Consider the following 14,670-nt stretch of genomic DNA (forward strand, 5'->3'; position numbering starts at 1 on the left):
CTTGAGGCTCGGCAGCGCGGCGATATGCTCGTTCAGCGTCGCCACCTGAAACGCCACGGAGCGCGGATTGTAGGGATCGAGCACGGCGAGGTCGCGCACCGGGGCCAGGATCGGCGCCAGCAGGTAGCGCGAGCGATAGGTGATCTGGCAATCGACCAGCGTCAGCAGGATGTCGAGATCCTCGTCGCCCGCCTCGTCATAGGCGAACTGGCGCGTGAAGCGCGTGGTGTTGATGGCGCGCTCGGTGCGCCGTCCGATGTCGAGGAAGCGCCAGCCCGCGGCGCGGTTCATGTTCTCCTGCGCAAGGCCAGCGAAGCTCGAAAGCTCCTGTAAGGTCAGTTCGGCCGCGCTCAGCACGCCGTCGTCGTCCTCGACCCCGTCAGCCAGGCGCTCGGCCATTTCGGTGATGACCTGCCAGGCGTCGGGCGACAATCGCTCGCGCAAGGAGGTCGCGGTGCGCTGCGCCGCGCGCACCAGCGACAGCGCCGAGCCGAAACGCGCTTCGCTCTGCAACGCTTCGGCCGTGATCCGCCCGGCCGAGGCGCGCGAGGTCTGCGAGATCGCGCCCCAGGCCACCAGCAGGCGCTGGATGCGTTCGGCCGATTGCACTGACGCCGCGGTGCCCTTGTTGGGCCCGCTCGGCGAGCCCAAAGCGCGCACGAGGCGCAGCGTCGCCTCGGCGCGTTCGAGGTAGCGGCCGAGCCAGAACAGATTGTCGGCGGCGCGGCTCGGCAGCACGCCGGCGATGCGACGGATGCGCACCTTGTCGGTCGCCGGCAGCAGCGTCGCGGTCGGGACCTGCTTGTCCGAGACCACCCAGACGTCGGCGGCACGGGCGCCGTCGCCCATCGACACGGCGCGCGCATCCGGCTGCTCGGCGATCCGGCAGAAGCCGCCGGGCATGATGGCCCACCCCTCGGGCGTGGCAGCCGCGAACACGCGCAGCACGAAGGGACGCGGCGTCAGCTGCCCCTGCTCCCACACCGGCATGGTCGAGAGCCGCACCACCTCCTGGCCGACATAGTCCATGCCGCGCGCAGCAATGGCGTCGGCGAGGCGCCGGCGGTCGGCCGCATCGAGCTCGCTCGGAAGCACAGGACTGCTCGAGTCGAAGCCGGGCACACTGCGTTGGTAGGCGCCTTCGATCGCGACCTCGTCGAGCCGCGCCAGCACCTCGTCGCGGGCCGCGCGCTGCCCACACCACCAGGTCGCGATGTGCGGCATCTTCAGGTCTTCGCCGAGCAGGCGGCGGCTCAGCGCCGGCAGGAAGCCGAGCAGCGCCCGCGCCTCCAACACGCCCGAGCCCGGCATGTTGGCGACGACGACGCCGTCCTTGCGCAGCACGTCGATCAGGCCGGGCACACCGAGCCGCGACGAGGCATCGAGCTCGAGCGGATCGAGCGAGTTGGAATCGACGCGGCGCAAGAGCACGTCGAGCCGCTTCAGGCCGGCGACGGTGCGGATGTGGACGTGGTCGTCGCTGACGGCGAGGTCGTCGCCTTCGACCAGCAGAAAACCAAGATAGCGCGCCAGCGTCGCATGCTCGAAATAGGTCTCGCTGAAACTGCCGGGGGTGAGCACGCCGATCCTGGGCTCGTCGCGGTCGGCGCGCGCGCGCAAGGAATCGCGGAACGCCTCGAAGAACGGAGCGACGCGCGGCACGTTCATCGACTTGTAGAGATCGGAGAAGGCGCGCGACAGCACCAGGCGATTCTCCAGCGCATAGCCCGCGCCCGACGGCGCCTGGGTGCGGTCGCCGAGCACCCACCAGCGGCCGTCGGGGCCTCGGCCGACATCGGCGGCATAGAGCGAGAGATAGCGCCCGCCCGGCGGCGGCACGCCGCAGACGGGACGAAGATATTCGGGGCTGCCGGCGATCGCGGCCGCCGGCAGCGCGCCTTCCGCGACGAGCCGGCCCTCGCCATAGATGTCGCGCAGCACGCGCTCGAGCAGTTCGGCGCGCTGGGTGATGCCGGCGCAGAGCTGTTGCCAGTCGGCCTGATCGATCAAGAGCGGCAGATGGCTGATCGCCCAGGGCCGGTCGGCGCTGTCGCCGGGCGCACGATAGGTGACCCCCGCCTCGCGCAAGTGGCGGTCGGCCATGCCGAAGCGCCGCTCGATCTCGTCGGGCGCCAGCGCGCCGAAGTCGTCGAAGAAGCGGTTCCAGACCGGGCGCGGCGTGCCGTCCGGGCCTAAGAACTCGTCGGGGATGCCGGGCAGCCTTCTATAGTCGCGAACCCATTGCGCGAGGCGGCGTTGGCCGGCTTCCCTGCCCGCCTTGTCGTTCTGTTCGGCTGCGCCCTCGGCCATGCGCCTCTCCCTGCCCCACCATCATACTCATTGCAGGAGCGGGGTCCGCAAGTCGAGCGTCAGCGGAAACTCATTTGTGCGTTCCTCGGGCGGCGGCTGCATCGGTCCCGGGGTGTGGCCGTGGTCCTGGAAGCGCGCCAACCGCCGCGCCTCGGCCTCGTAGGTGTTGACCGGCTTGGTGTCGTAGCTGCGCCCGCCGGGATGGGCGACATGGTAGACGCAGCCGCCGAGCGATCGACCGTTCCAGGTGTCGATCAAGTCGAAGGTCAGGGGCGCGTGGACGGGAATGGTCGGGTGCAGGCCGGAGGCCGGCTGCCAGGCCTTGAAGCGGACGCCGGCCACTGCCTCCGCCGAGCGGCCGGTCGGGGTCATCGGCAGGCGACGGCCGTTGCAGGTCACGATGTGGCGGCCCTCGACGAAGCCCTCGGCTTTCACCTGAAGCCGCTCGACCGATGAGTCGTCATAGCGCACCGTGCCGCCGGCCGAGCCCTCCTCGCCGAGCACGTGCCAGGGCTCCAGCGCCTGGCGCAGCTCCAGCGTCACGCCGCCATGATGGACCCGGCCGAAGGCGGGGAAGCGGAATTCGAGCTGGGCCAGGTACCATTCCGGCTCGAAAGGGTAGCCGAATTGCTTCAGCTCGGTGAGGACGTCCAGGAAGTCTTCCCAGATGAAATGCGGCAGCATGTAACGATCGTGCAGCGCAGTGCCCCAGCGCACGAACTTGCCGCTCAGCGGCTCGCGCCAGAACCTTGCGATCAGCGCGCGGATCAGGAGCTGCTGCGCCAGCGACATGCGCGGATCCGGCGGCATTTCGAGCGCGCGGAATTCGACGAGACCGAGCCGGCCGGTCGTGCCCTCCGGCGAATAGAGCTTGTCGATGCAGATCTCGGCACGGTGGGTGTTGCCGGTGATGTCGACCAACAGATGCCGGAACAGCCGGTCCACCAGCCACAGCGGCGTCTGCGCGCCAGGCGGCGGCACGTGCGAGAGCGCGATCTCGAGCTCGTAGATGCTGTCGTGCCGGGCTTCGTCGATGCGCGGCGCCTGACTGGTCGGGCCGATGAAGAGGCCGGAGAAGAAATAGGACAGCGACGGATGCCGCTGCCAATACAGCACGAGGCTCTTGAGCAGATCGGGCCGGCGCAGGAACGGGGAATCCTGCGGCGAGGAACCGCCGACCACGACATGATTGCCGCCGCCGGTGCCGGTGTGGCGCCCGTCGACCAGGAAACGGTTGGCGCCGAGTCGCACCTTCGCCGCGTCCTCATAGAGACCTGTGGTGATCTCGACCGCGTCGCGCCAGTTCTTCGCCGGCTGGATGTTGATCTCGATGACGCCAGGGTCGGGCGTCACCTTGATCACCTCGATTCGTGGATCGAACGGCGGCGGGTAGCCCTCGACATGGACCTGCAGCTGCATCTCCTCCGCGGTGGCTTCGAGCGCGGCGACCAGTTCGAGATAGTCCTCGATGCGCTCGACCGGCGGCATGAAGGCGCAGAGCACACCGTCGCGGACTTCGACCGACATCGCGGTGCGAACCGGGACGGAGGTGTTGAGATTCTCGGGCGCCGCCCGCGGCGGGGATTCCGGACGCGCGGCGAGCGTGAACACCGGGAGCTTGTCCCGAGCCTCCATCGGGTCCTGCTCGACGATATAGGGATACTGGCTGGGCGGGACGTAACCGAGCGAGCCGATCGGCAGGCGCAAGCCGAGAGGGGAATCGCCCGGCATCAGGAACAGATGACTGCGCCGGAGTTGCCAGCGCTCGCTACGCCAGCGCGGCGGCGCGTTCCAGCGCTGCACCGGCAGCACGAAGCCGCGCGGTGTGTTGAGGCCCTCGTCGAACACGCGCGCCATCCGCGCGCGGGCTTCCGGATCCGCCAATTTAGAATCGGAGGGATCGACGTTGACGGGAAGCTCGGCCTCCTTCTGGAGCCAGTACGCGGTGTCCTCGTAAGCCGGCATGATGTAGCCGGCATCGAGGCCGAGCCGGGCCGCCGTGCCTTCCATGAAGGTCTCGGCGTCTTTCACCTCGGCACGGCGCGGATTTTCGATTTTGGCGATGAGGTCGACATTCTTCCAGATCGGCACGCCATCCTTGCGCCAGTACAGGCCGAAGGCCCAACGCGGCAGGCTCTCGCCCGGATACCATTTGCCCTGGCCGTAATGCAGCAGGCCCCCGGGCGCAAAGCGCGTCCGCAGCCGGCGGATCAGATCGTCGCCGAGCGCGCGCTTGGTCGGGCCGACCGCTTCCGTATTCCATTCTCCCGCTTCGAGATCGTCGACCGAGACGAAGGTGGGCTCGCCGCCCATGGTCAGCCGCACGTCGGCGCTCGAAAGATCGCCGTCGACCTGCTCGCCGAGATCGTCGAGCCGCGCCCAGGATTCATCCGAGAACGGTTTTGTGATGCGCGGCGCCTCGCGGATGCGCTTGATGCTCATGTCGAAGCCGAACTCGACCTCGGCAAAGCCGGCGCCGCCGGAGATCGGCGCTGCCGAGCGATAATGCGGCGTGGCAGCGACCGGGATGTGCCCCTCGCCCGCCAGCATGCCCGAGGTCGCGTCGAACCCGATCCAGCCCGCGCCCGGCAGATAGACCTCGGCCCAGGCGTGCAGATCGGTGAAATCGTTCTCGACTTCCGGCGGTCCCTCGATCGGGTCGATGTCGGGACGGATCTGGATCAGATAGCCGGAGACGAAGCGGGCGGCGAGACCGAGATGGCGCACGGTCTGGATCAAGAGCCAGGCGGAGTCGCGGCAGGACCCTGCGCCGGAGGCGAGCGTCTCCTCCGGCGTCTGCACACCCGGCTCCATGCGGATGATGTAGCGGACCTTCTTCTGGAGCTCGCGGTTCAGATCGACCAGGAAGTTGACGGTGTTCGGGGCCTCGTGCGGGATCGAATCGAGGAATTTGGCGAACAGGCGATCGGGCTTGATGGTCTCCAGATAAGGCGCAAGCTCGGTCTTCAGGTCCTTCGGATAGTCGAACGGAAAGCTGTCGGCATAGGGCTCGACGAAGAAGTCGAACGGGTTGACCACGGTCATCTGCGCCGTGAAGTCGACCTCGAATTTCAGCTCGGTGGTCTTCTCGGGAAAGACGTCACGCACTACAAATACGACCGCCCGATCGACCTTGGCCCGCAGCCGGATCGTCTGCGGGCCAAGGTCGATCGGGCGGTCGTATTTGTAGTGCGTGACGTGGTGTAATGCGACGTAGATCGACACGGGGTGCGGTACTCCAGCAGCTTTTTTGAGCAGAACACCGGAGGGAGGCGCGATCAAGCACTAACAACGGGCACGGGGTGCCTAGTAAGTATTCCGGGTCGCCGTGGAGGGGATTGCGTTCGACGTCAGTATTAGCGCGGCGATGCTTCCACGGCGTCATGGCCGGGCTTGTCCCGGCCATCCACGACCTTTGCCGCCGCCCCCAAGAACGTGGATGCCCGGGACAAGCCCGGGCATGACGACCTCATTTTGTAGAACTCTACGCCGCCGAGGTCAGCCGCTGCAGGAACTGGGTCACCTCGTGGCGGAGCGTTCCGACTTCGCCGTGGACGCGCTCGGAGGCGCTGTTGACGCGGGCGGCGACACGGCCGGTGTCGGCCGCGGCTTCGCTGATGCCTGTGACGTTGGAGGAGACCTGCGAGGTGCCGGCGGAGGCTTCCTGAACGTTGCGGGCGATCTCGCGCGTCGCGGCGCCCTGCTGCTCGATCGAGGCTGCAATCGAGGCCGTGATGCCGTCGATCTCGGCGATGGTCTGCGCGATCGCCTCGACGGCCGCGACCGAAGTGGCGGTCGATTGCTGCATCTCGCCGACCTTGGCGCCGATCTCCTCGGTCGCCTTCGCCGTCTGGTTGGCGAGGCTCTTGACCTCGGACGCCACCACGGCGAAGCCGCGGCCGGCATCGCCCGCGCGAGCCGCCTCGATCGTTGCGTTGAGCGCAAGCAGGTTGGTCTGCGAGGCGATCTCGCTGATCAGCTTGACGACGTCGCCGATCTGCATCGCAGCGTCCGCAAGGTTGCGGATCTCGCTGCCGGCGCGATTGGCTTCGTTCACCGCCCGTCCCGTGCTCGCGGTCGAGCCGGCCACCTGGCGATTGATCTCGGCGATCGACGATGCGAGTTGCTCGGCGGCGCTGGCGACGGTGGCGACGTTGCGCGAGGCCTGGTCGGAGGCACTGAGCACGCCCGAGGTCTGCCGGCTTGTCTTCTCCGCCGCGGCCGCCATCTGGCCGGCATCGGTTTCGAGATCGGTCGCGGCGCCCATGAGTCCGCCTGCGACCGCGTCGAGATGGGTACCGAACTGCCGCGCCAGGCCGGCGATCTCCTCGACGCGGCGGCCGAGGCTGTCGGTGCCGGCATTGATCACCACCGCCGAGCGGCGGAACGAGCCGGGCAGACCGCGCGCGAGGATTTTGCGGAAATACTTGCCGCGGCTGGCATAGTCCATCGACGCCGAGGCCTCGCGAACGAAGGCGTCGGTGATGTCGAGCATGTCGTTGACGGATTTCTGGATCGCACCGATGCGCCCGGCCTGCCGGTCGCTCATGATCCGCGCCTCGAGATCGCCGCGCGCCGCCTTGCGACACACATCGACCACCTCGTCGACGGCCACCGCCGTAAGGTGCTGGCACCAGACAGCGTAGCCGAGCAGCGCGACCGTGGCGCCGAGCAAGGCGGCACTGGCGATGCCGGTCAGACCGAGCAGCGAGAGGACGACCGCAACGACGGCGAGACCACACGCGAGCGCGGTCGCTCCCTGCGCCTTAGAGAGAGAGCACAAATTCATCGTAACCGACACCCTGTTGCTTCAGCAGCCCGACCATCGCCTCGAAGCTCGCCTGCATGCCCTCCTTGGCATTGGCATGCCGCGCCTCTTCCGCGCACAGCGTCTTGTAGATCGGCTTGATGCGTTCGATCTGCGCGGGATCCGGCTTGCGACGGTTGGAATGATAGCCGACGATGTTGCCGCGCTCGTCGAATGTCGGCGTGACGTGGGCGAACACCCAATAATGGCTACCGTCCTTCGCCAAGTTGACGACGTAGGCGAAGATCTCCTGCTTGGATTGCAGCGTGTCCCAGAGCAGCTTGAAGACGGCGCGCGGCATGTCGGGATGGCGGATCAGGCTGTGGGGCGCGCCCATCAGCTCCTTCCACGAGTACTTCGCCATGCGGATGAAGACATCGTTGGCGTAGATGATGCGGCCTTTCAGATCGGTCTTCGATACGATCAACTCCTCCTCACCGAGGAGATTTTCCACCCCCGTGGGACGTATCGCTTGCATCTGTCGGACCCTCGCGCAAAGGCCGGCCCGCCACGCTGTGGAGCCGCATCACCTCCTGTCTACGGGAACAGTGTTAACCAGATGTAAGTTTGGGAACCCGCAAGCAAGATCCGCACCTCCGTACCAATACGTGGCGAGGGATCGTTGCACCGGCTGCAAACGACACGCGTCGTTCTCAGTTGCGACTGCGTTGCGGTTGCACCGCGCTCCCGGCGCGACTACATCGTTGCGCCGAGCACCCAGGGCGCGAACTCGGCGCCGCCGAAATCGAAACTCTCGCTCTTGGTCGGCTTTCCCGAAGCCGTCTTCAGGATCAGATCGAAGATGCGCTGGCCGCATTGCTCCACGTTCTCCTCGCCTTCGAGGATGGTGCCGCAATTGACGTCCATGTCGTCTTCCATCCGCTTGTACATCGGCGTGTTGGTGGCGAGCTTGATGGAGGGCGCCGGCTTGCAGCCGAACACGCTGCCGCGACCCGTGGTGAAGCAGACCAGATTGGCACCGCCCGCGACCTGCCCGGTCGCAGCCACGGGATCGTAGCCGGGCGTGTCCATGAAGACGAAGCCCTTCTTGGTGACGGGCTCGGCGTAGCGGAGCACCTCGACCAGATTGGTGGTGCCCGCCTTGGCCATCGCGCCGAGCGACTTTTCCAGGATCGTGGTGAGGCCGCCGGCCTTGTTGCCGGGGCTCGGATTGGCGTTCATCTCGGCGCCTTCGCGCGCGGTGTATTCGTCCCACCAGCGCATGAGATCGACCAGCTTCTCGCCGACCTCGCGGCTGACGGCACGGCGAGTCAGCAGATGCTCGGCCCCGTAGGTCTCCGGGGTCTCCGACAGGATCACGGTGCCGCCATGGCGCACGACGAGGTCGCTGGCGGCGCCGAGCGCCGGATTGGCCGATACCCCGGAATAGCCATCGGAGCCGCCGCATTGCAGCGCCACGGTGAGCTCGCTTGCCGGCACGGTCTCGCGCTTGACCTTGTCGGCATCGGCGAGCGCCTCGCGCACGAAGGCGATGCCGGCTTCGACCGTCTTGCGGGTGCCGCCGACCTCCTGGATGTCCATCGCGCGCAGGCGGCCGGCGAGCTTCTGCTCCTCCATCAGCCCGCCGATCTGGTTCACCTCGCAGCCGAGGCCGAGCACGATGACATGCGAGAAATTGACGTGCCGCGCATAGCCGCCGAGCGTGCGGCGGAGCAATGCGAGCGGCTCGTTCTGCGTCATGCCGCAGCCGGTCTTGTGGGTCAGCGCGACCACGCCGTCGACATTGGGGAAGTCGGCGAGCGGATTGTCGCCGGTGAAGGGGTTCTTCTTGAAGACGTCGGCGACGAGGCTGGCGACATGCGCGCTGCAATTCACCGAGGTGAGAATGCCGATATAATTGCGCGTGGCGACGCGGCCGTCCGGGCGGCGGATGCCTTCGAAGGTCGCCGGCAGGTCGAAATTCGGCGTCGGCTTGACGTCGACGCAATAGGCGTAGTCCTTGGCGAAATCGCCCATGCCGCAGTTCTGCGTGTGCACGTGCTGGCCCGGCGCGATGGCTTGCGTGGCAAAGCCGATGATCTGGCCGTAGCGCCTGACCGGCTCGCCCACCGCGATCGGCTCGATCGCGACCTTGTGGCCGGAGGGAATGCGCTCGAGCGTGGTCACGCCGTCGGCGACCGATGTTCCCGGCGGCAGGCTCGCGCGCGCGATCAGCACGCCATCATCGGGATGCAGGCGGATGACGGGGCTGAGGGTCATGGGAATCTCCTGTATCGAAACCATCGTGCCCCGGACGCAGCGCAGCGGGAAACGGTGCGCTGCTGAGCCAGGCCCATCTATCATGTCGTCGCAGGCTTCGGGGTCCCGGCGCTGCGAAGCGGTGCTACGCACCGCATCGCGTCCGGGACACGAGAGCTTACGCCTTGCCGCCTGAATCCTTGCGGGTCGCGTTCACCTGCATCTTGGCGTAGGTGGTCATCAGGCCGACTTCGTTGGACAGCGTCACCAGCTTGAAGCCCATGTTGATGGCGCGCGCAGCGCCTTCGGCGCCGCTGCAATGAATGCCGGGGTTGAGGCCACGCTTGCCGCACTCCTTGATGATCTTGTCGTAGATCGCGAGGATCTCGGGCTCGGTGCGGTCGAGCTTGGGCTCGAGGCCGTAGGAGAAGCCGAGATCGGACGGGCCGATATAGACGCCGTCGATGCCCTCGACGTCGAGGATCGCTTCCATGTTCTCGACCGCGGTTCTGGTCTCCATCATCGGCAGCAGCACGATCTCGTCGTTCGCCGTCTTCTGGTAGGAACCCGCGGTGCCATACATGCCGGCGCGGATCGGACCGTTGGAGCGCACGCCCTTAGGCGGATATTTGGAGTAGGAGACCAGGTTCCGCGCCTCCTGGGGCGTGTTGACCATCGGGCAGATCACGCCGTAGGCGCCGCCGTCGAGCACCTTGCCGATGATGCCGGGCTCGTTCCAGGGCACGCGGACCATCGGGGTGACCGGGTGCTTGTCCATGGCCTGGAAGCACTGCACCATCGAGAGATAGTCCTGCACGCCGTGCTGCATGTCGACCGTGACGCTGTCGAAGCCGCATTGCGCGATCATCTCGGCCGAGAAGCCGGAGGGAATCGCAAGCCAGGCGTTGACGACCGCCTTGCCCGACTTCCAGATTTCTTTGACTTTGTTCGCCACGTTGCCTTTCCTTCCCTGTTGCTCTCACTCGCCGCGGATCGGGTTGGGCCGCACTTTGAGCGAAAAAAAGCGTGAATGTCCATGGCTCACGCCGCGCACGGACGCATATCTGGGTTCACCCGTCCGCGAGTGTGTCGTCGGCACTGCCGAGCCCGGCAAGGCTCTGTTCGAGCTCGCCGAGCATCTCCTGCAGTTCGGCCAGCTTGCTTGCGCCGAAGCGCCGCGTGATCTCGGCATAGATCGCCTCCGAAGTCGGCGCCACCGCGGCCATCAGCTTCAACCCCTCCTTCGAGATCGAGACCATGCTGCGGCGCTGGTCCGCTTTCGCCGTCCTGCGCTCAATCAGGTCGCGCGCCTCGAGGTCGCGCAGGATGCGCGACAGGCTCGGCCCCAGCAGGAAGGCCGTGCGCGCGAGCTCCGTGACCTCGACCGCTTCGATGGATGCGAGTGCGCGCAGGATGCGCCATTGCTGCTCGGTCAGGCCGTGCTCGCGCAGCGAGGGACGAAACTGCCGCATCACTGCCTCGCGGGCCCGCAGCAGCGACATCGGCAGCGAGCGCGAGAAGTCGCGCATCGGTACCTGGCGCGCGGCAGGCACGGTGGTGTCGGCAGGATCGGCGGATTTCTTCGTCATGACGCCCTTTCAAGCCGGACAACGTTTGCAGTGCAACAAGCCGAAAATGAGTTTGACGCATTCACTTAACATGTTAAGTATCTCGCGGCACCAGGGTTCTATGATTACAGATGGCGCTCAACAACGACGATATCCAAGCTTGCGCGAGGCGTCTGCACCAGGCGGAAAAGACCCGCACGCAGATCCGGCAGCTCTCGCAGGACTTTCCCGAAATCACCATCGCGGATGCCTACGCGATTCAGAAGGCCTGGGTCGACGTCAAGATCGCCGAGGGGCGCGTGGTCAAGGGCCACAAGATCGGCCTGACCTCGAAGGCGATGCAGAGCGCGCTTGACATCGACGAGCCCGATTCCGGCGTGCTGTTCGACGACATGTTCTTTGCCGATGGCGGCCTCGTTCCGACGGAGCGCTTCATCGCCACGCGTGTGGAAGCCGAACTCGCCTTCGTGATGAAGAAGCGCCTGTCAGGCCCTGATTGCACGTTCTTCGAAGTGCTCAACGCTACCGACTTCGTGGTGCCGGCGCTGGAGATTCTGGACACGCGGATCGAACGCGTCGATGCCAAGACCAAGGCGACGCGAAAGATCTTCGACACCATCGCCGACAATGCGGCGAATGCCGGCATCGTGCTCGGAGGACGGCCGATCCGTCCGCTGGACGCCGATTTGCGCTGGATCGGCGCGCTCTGCTTCAAGAACGGCCAGTTGGAAGAGACAGGCCTTGCCGCCGGCGTGCTCAATCATCCCGCCACCGCGGTGGCCTGGCTTGCCAACAAGATCGCGCCGCTCGGCCTTGCGCTGGAGCCCGGGCAAGTCGTGCTGGCCGGCTCCTTCATCCGCCCGATCGAGACCCGCAAGGGCGACACAATTCAAGCCGATTATGGCGCCTACGGCTCGGTGAGCTGCTACTTCGCCTAATGCGAACAACAAGACAGGGAGTGAAACGGCGATGCCGCATTTCACCATCGAATATTCGGCCAATCTCGACGGCCGTCTCGACATCGCCGCGGTGTGCGAGGTCGTGCGCAAGGCAGCCGTCGAGACCGGCATCTTCCCGCTCGGCGGCATCCGCGTTCGCGCCGTCAGGTGCGAGCATTATGCAATCGCGGACGCCCGCCAGGATTACGGCTTTCTCGACATGGTGCTGCGCATCGGCGAGGGCCGCGACCTTCCCGCCCGCCAGAAGGCCGGTGAGCACGTCTTCCAGGCGCTCTCGAAACATCTCGATCCCGTCTTCGCCGCCAGCAAGTTCGCTCTGTCGTTCGACATGCAGATCAACGACAAGGACACCAGCTGGAAGCGCAACAACATCCACGACGCCCTGAAAGCGGAGGCTGCCCATGGATAAGCCCACGCCCAAAGCCGATGTGTTCCAGGCCAACCGCGACCGCCTCGCGCCGCTCTTGAAGACGTTGCGCACCGACGGCATCGGCCACATGATCGACGGCAAGATCGTCGCCTCGATCTCGGGCAAAACATTCGAGACGAAATCGCCGGTCGATGGCGCAATGCTCGCCAACGTTGCCCGCGGCAATGCCGAGGACATCGACGCCGCGGCGACAGCGGCGGCGCTCGCCTTCAAGTCCTGGCGCGACATGGGGCCGGCGATGCGGCGCAAGCTGCTGCATCGCGTGGCCGACGCCATCGAGGACAATGCCGAGGACATCGCGGTACTCGAATGTATCGACACCGGGCAGGCCTATCGCTTCATGGCCAAGGCCGCGATCCGCGCTGCCGAGAATTTCCGCTTCTTCGCCGACAAATGCGCGGAGGCGCGCGATGGCCTCAACACGCCGAGCGACGAGCACTGGAACCTCTCGACCCGCGTGCCGATCGGTCCGGTCGGCGTGATCACGCCGTGGAACACGCCTTTCATGCTCTCGACCTGGAAGATCGCCCCTGCCCTAGCCGCCGGCTGCACCGTCGTGCACAAGCCCGCCGAATGGTCGCCGGTGACGGCTTCCATCCTGGCGAAGCTCGTGAAGGAGGCCGGCGTGCCCGACGGCGTGCTCAACACCGTGCACGGCTTCGGCGAAGAGGCCGGCAAGGCGCTGACAGAGCATCCCGCCATCAAGGCGATCGGCTTCGTCGGCGAGAGCGCGACGGGCTCGGCCATCATGGTTCAGGGTGCGCCGACCCTAAAGCGCGTGCATTTCGAGCTCGGCGGCAAGAACCCGGTGATCGTGTTCGACGATGCCGATCTCGACCGCGCGCTCGATGCCGTCGTGTTCATGATCTACTCGCTCAACGGCGAGCGTTGCACCTCGTCGAGCCGCCTGCTGATCCAGCAGAGCATCGCGGAAAAGTTCGTGGAGAAGCTGGCGGCGCGCGTGAAGGCGCTGAAGGTCGGCCATCCCCTCGATCCCGCCACCGAGATCGGCCCGCTGATCCACGAACGGCATCTCGCAAAAGTCTGCTCCTATTTCGACGTGGCGCGCCAGGACGGCGCCACCATCGCGGTCGGCGGCAAGGCCCATGACGGCCCCGGCGGCGGACATTATGTAGAGCCGACGCTGGTAACAGGCGCGCATGGCAAGATGCGCGTAGCGCAGGAGGAGGTGTTCGGCCCGTTCCTCACCGTGCTACCGTTCAAGGACGAAGCGGACGCGATCGCGATCGCCAACGACATCCGCTACGGCCTCACCGGCTATGTCTGGACCAACGACATGGGCCGCGCGCTTCGCGTTGCGGATGCGCTGGAAGCCGGCATGATCTGGCTGAATTCGGAGAACGTCCGCCACCTGCCGACGCCGTTCGGCGGCATGAAGGCAAGCGGCATCGGCCGCGACGGCGGGGACTATTCGTTCGACTTCTACATGGAAACCAAGCACGTCTCGCTGGCGCGGGGCACGCATAAGATACAGAAACTGGGGATTTAAAAGGCAAGCAGTCGTTCCGGGGCGCGAAGCGAACCCGGAACCTCGAGATTCCGGGTTCGCCCTTCGGGCGCCCCGGAATGACGGGGACTAACGAGGGGAAACGCACATGCCCGTACCGCAACACGTCTTCGAGCCGCCGTTCAACATCATCCGCTCCAGCCACGTCGCGCTCGACGTGACCGACCTCAAGCTGAGCCGCGAGTTCTACGAGAGCATGGTCGGCCTGCATGTCGAGGATGCCGACGACAAGGTCGTGTACCTGCGCGCCGCCGAGGAGCATCAGCATCATTCGCTGGTGCTGCGGAAGGCAGCAGTGCCGGCCTGCGCGCGGCTCGGCTTCAAGGTCGGCAACGACGCCGATCTCGACAAGGCCGCAAGGTTTCTCTCCGAGAACGGCCTCGCCTACGCGTTCGTCGATCAACCTTTTCAGGGCCGCACGCTGCAATTCACCGATCCCTTCGGCTTCCAGATCGAGCTCTACGCGTCGATGGACCGGCGGCCGCATCTGCTCCGCCGCTACGACCTCTACCGGGGGTGCCATCCGCAGCGGCTCGATCATTTCAACGTCTTCGCCGCCGAGGTGCAGGACACCATGGAATTCTACGCCCGGCTCGGCTTCCGCCTGACCGAATACGCCGAGGAGGACGGACCGAGCGGCCGCATCGCCGCGGCCTGGATGCATCGCAAGGGCAATGTCCACGACTTCGCCATCACCAACGGCAAGGGACCGCGGCTGCATCATTTCGCCTATTGGACGCCGACGGCGATGAACATCATCCATCTCTGCGACGTCATGGCTTCGCAAGGCTTCGTCAAGAACATCGAGCGCGGGCCGGGACGCCACGGCATCTCGAACGCGTTCTTCCTCTATGTGCGCGATCCCGACG

Annotated in this window: 11 protein-coding genes; 4 read left to right on the plus strand and 7 right to left on the minus strand. The window is 66.2% G+C overall.

Annotated features, from left to right (window positions below):
- The 7 genes from JHD07_RS16150 to hpaR all read right to left on the minus strand — a co-directional run.
- A partial coding sequence (locus tag JHD07_RS16150) for a circularly permuted type 2 ATP-grasp protein (RefSeq protein ID WP_291623885.1) occupies positions 1-2,310 on the minus strand: 2,310 nt, incomplete at its 3' end.
- Between the two features lie 27 nt (positions 2,311-2,337).
- Positions 2,338-5,535, minus strand: coding sequence for a DUF2126 domain-containing protein (locus JHD07_RS16155; RefSeq protein ID WP_291623887.1), 3,198 nt, complete (start codon positions 5,533-5,535; stop codon positions 2,338-2,340).
- A 259-nt stretch (positions 5,536-5,794) separates the two neighbouring features.
- Positions 5,795-7,099 carry a methyl-accepting chemotaxis protein gene (locus JHD07_RS16160; protein ID WP_291623888.1) on the minus strand — a complete coding sequence of 435 codons (1,305 nt, stop codon included), beginning with the start codon at positions 7,097-7,099 and terminating at the stop codon, positions 5,795-5,797.
- Positions 7,077-7,595, minus strand: a complete 519-nt coding sequence (locus tag JHD07_RS16165; RefSeq protein WP_291623890.1) for a PAS domain-containing protein — start codon at positions 7,593-7,595, stop codon at positions 7,077-7,079. Before JHD07_RS16165 ends, JHD07_RS16160 begins: the two co-directional genes overlap by 23 nt.
- A 218-nt stretch (positions 7,596-7,813) precedes the next feature.
- Positions 7,814-9,337 (minus strand): UxaA family hydrolase, encoded by a 1,524-nt coding sequence (locus tag JHD07_RS16170; protein WP_291623892.1) that lies wholly within the window; start codon positions 9,335-9,337, stop codon positions 7,814-7,816.
- A 157-nt stretch (positions 9,338-9,494) separates the two neighbouring features.
- Entirely contained in the window at positions 9,495-10,271 is a 777-nt protein-coding gene (locus JHD07_RS16175) for an aldolase/citrate lyase family protein (RefSeq protein ID WP_291623894.1), read from the minus strand.
- 115 nt (positions 10,272-10,386) lie between these two features.
- Complete coding sequence (hpaR, locus tag JHD07_RS16180; RefSeq protein WP_291623896.1) at positions 10,387-10,905, minus strand: homoprotocatechuate degradation operon regulator HpaR; 519 nt, start codon at positions 10,903-10,905, stop codon at positions 10,387-10,389.
- 110 nt (positions 10,906-11,015) lie between these two features.
- On the opposite strand from hpaR, the gene hpaH reads away from it, so the two are divergent.
- From hpaH to hpaD, 4 genes are all read left to right on the plus strand, one after another.
- On the plus strand, positions 11,016-11,822 hold the full coding sequence (gene hpaH / locus JHD07_RS16185) for a 2-oxo-hept-4-ene-1,7-dioate hydratase (RefSeq protein WP_291623898.1): 807 nt from the start codon (positions 11,016-11,018) through the stop codon (positions 11,820-11,822).
- Positions 11,823-11,853: 31 nt separating this feature from the next.
- Positions 11,854-12,252 carry a 5-carboxymethyl-2-hydroxymuconate Delta-isomerase gene (locus tag JHD07_RS16190; protein ID WP_291623900.1) on the plus strand — a complete coding sequence of 133 codons (399 nt, stop codon included), beginning with the start codon at positions 11,854-11,856 and terminating at the stop codon, positions 12,250-12,252.
- Positions 12,245-13,783, plus strand: coding sequence for a 5-carboxymethyl-2-hydroxymuconate semialdehyde dehydrogenase (gene hpaE / locus JHD07_RS16195; protein ID WP_291623902.1), 1,539 nt, complete (start codon positions 12,245-12,247; stop codon positions 13,781-13,783). Before JHD07_RS16190 ends, hpaE begins: the two co-directional genes overlap by 8 nt.
- Before the next feature lie 106 nt (positions 13,784-13,889).
- The coding region (gene hpaD, locus JHD07_RS16200) for a 3,4-dihydroxyphenylacetate 2,3-dioxygenase (protein WP_291623904.1) at positions 13,890-14,670 on the plus strand (781 nt) is incomplete at its 3' end.

This window comes from Bradyrhizobium sp., from assembly GCF_016462955.1.
Taxonomy (GTDB): domain Bacteria; phylum Pseudomonadota; class Alphaproteobacteria; order Rhizobiales; family Xanthobacteraceae; genus Bradyrhizobium.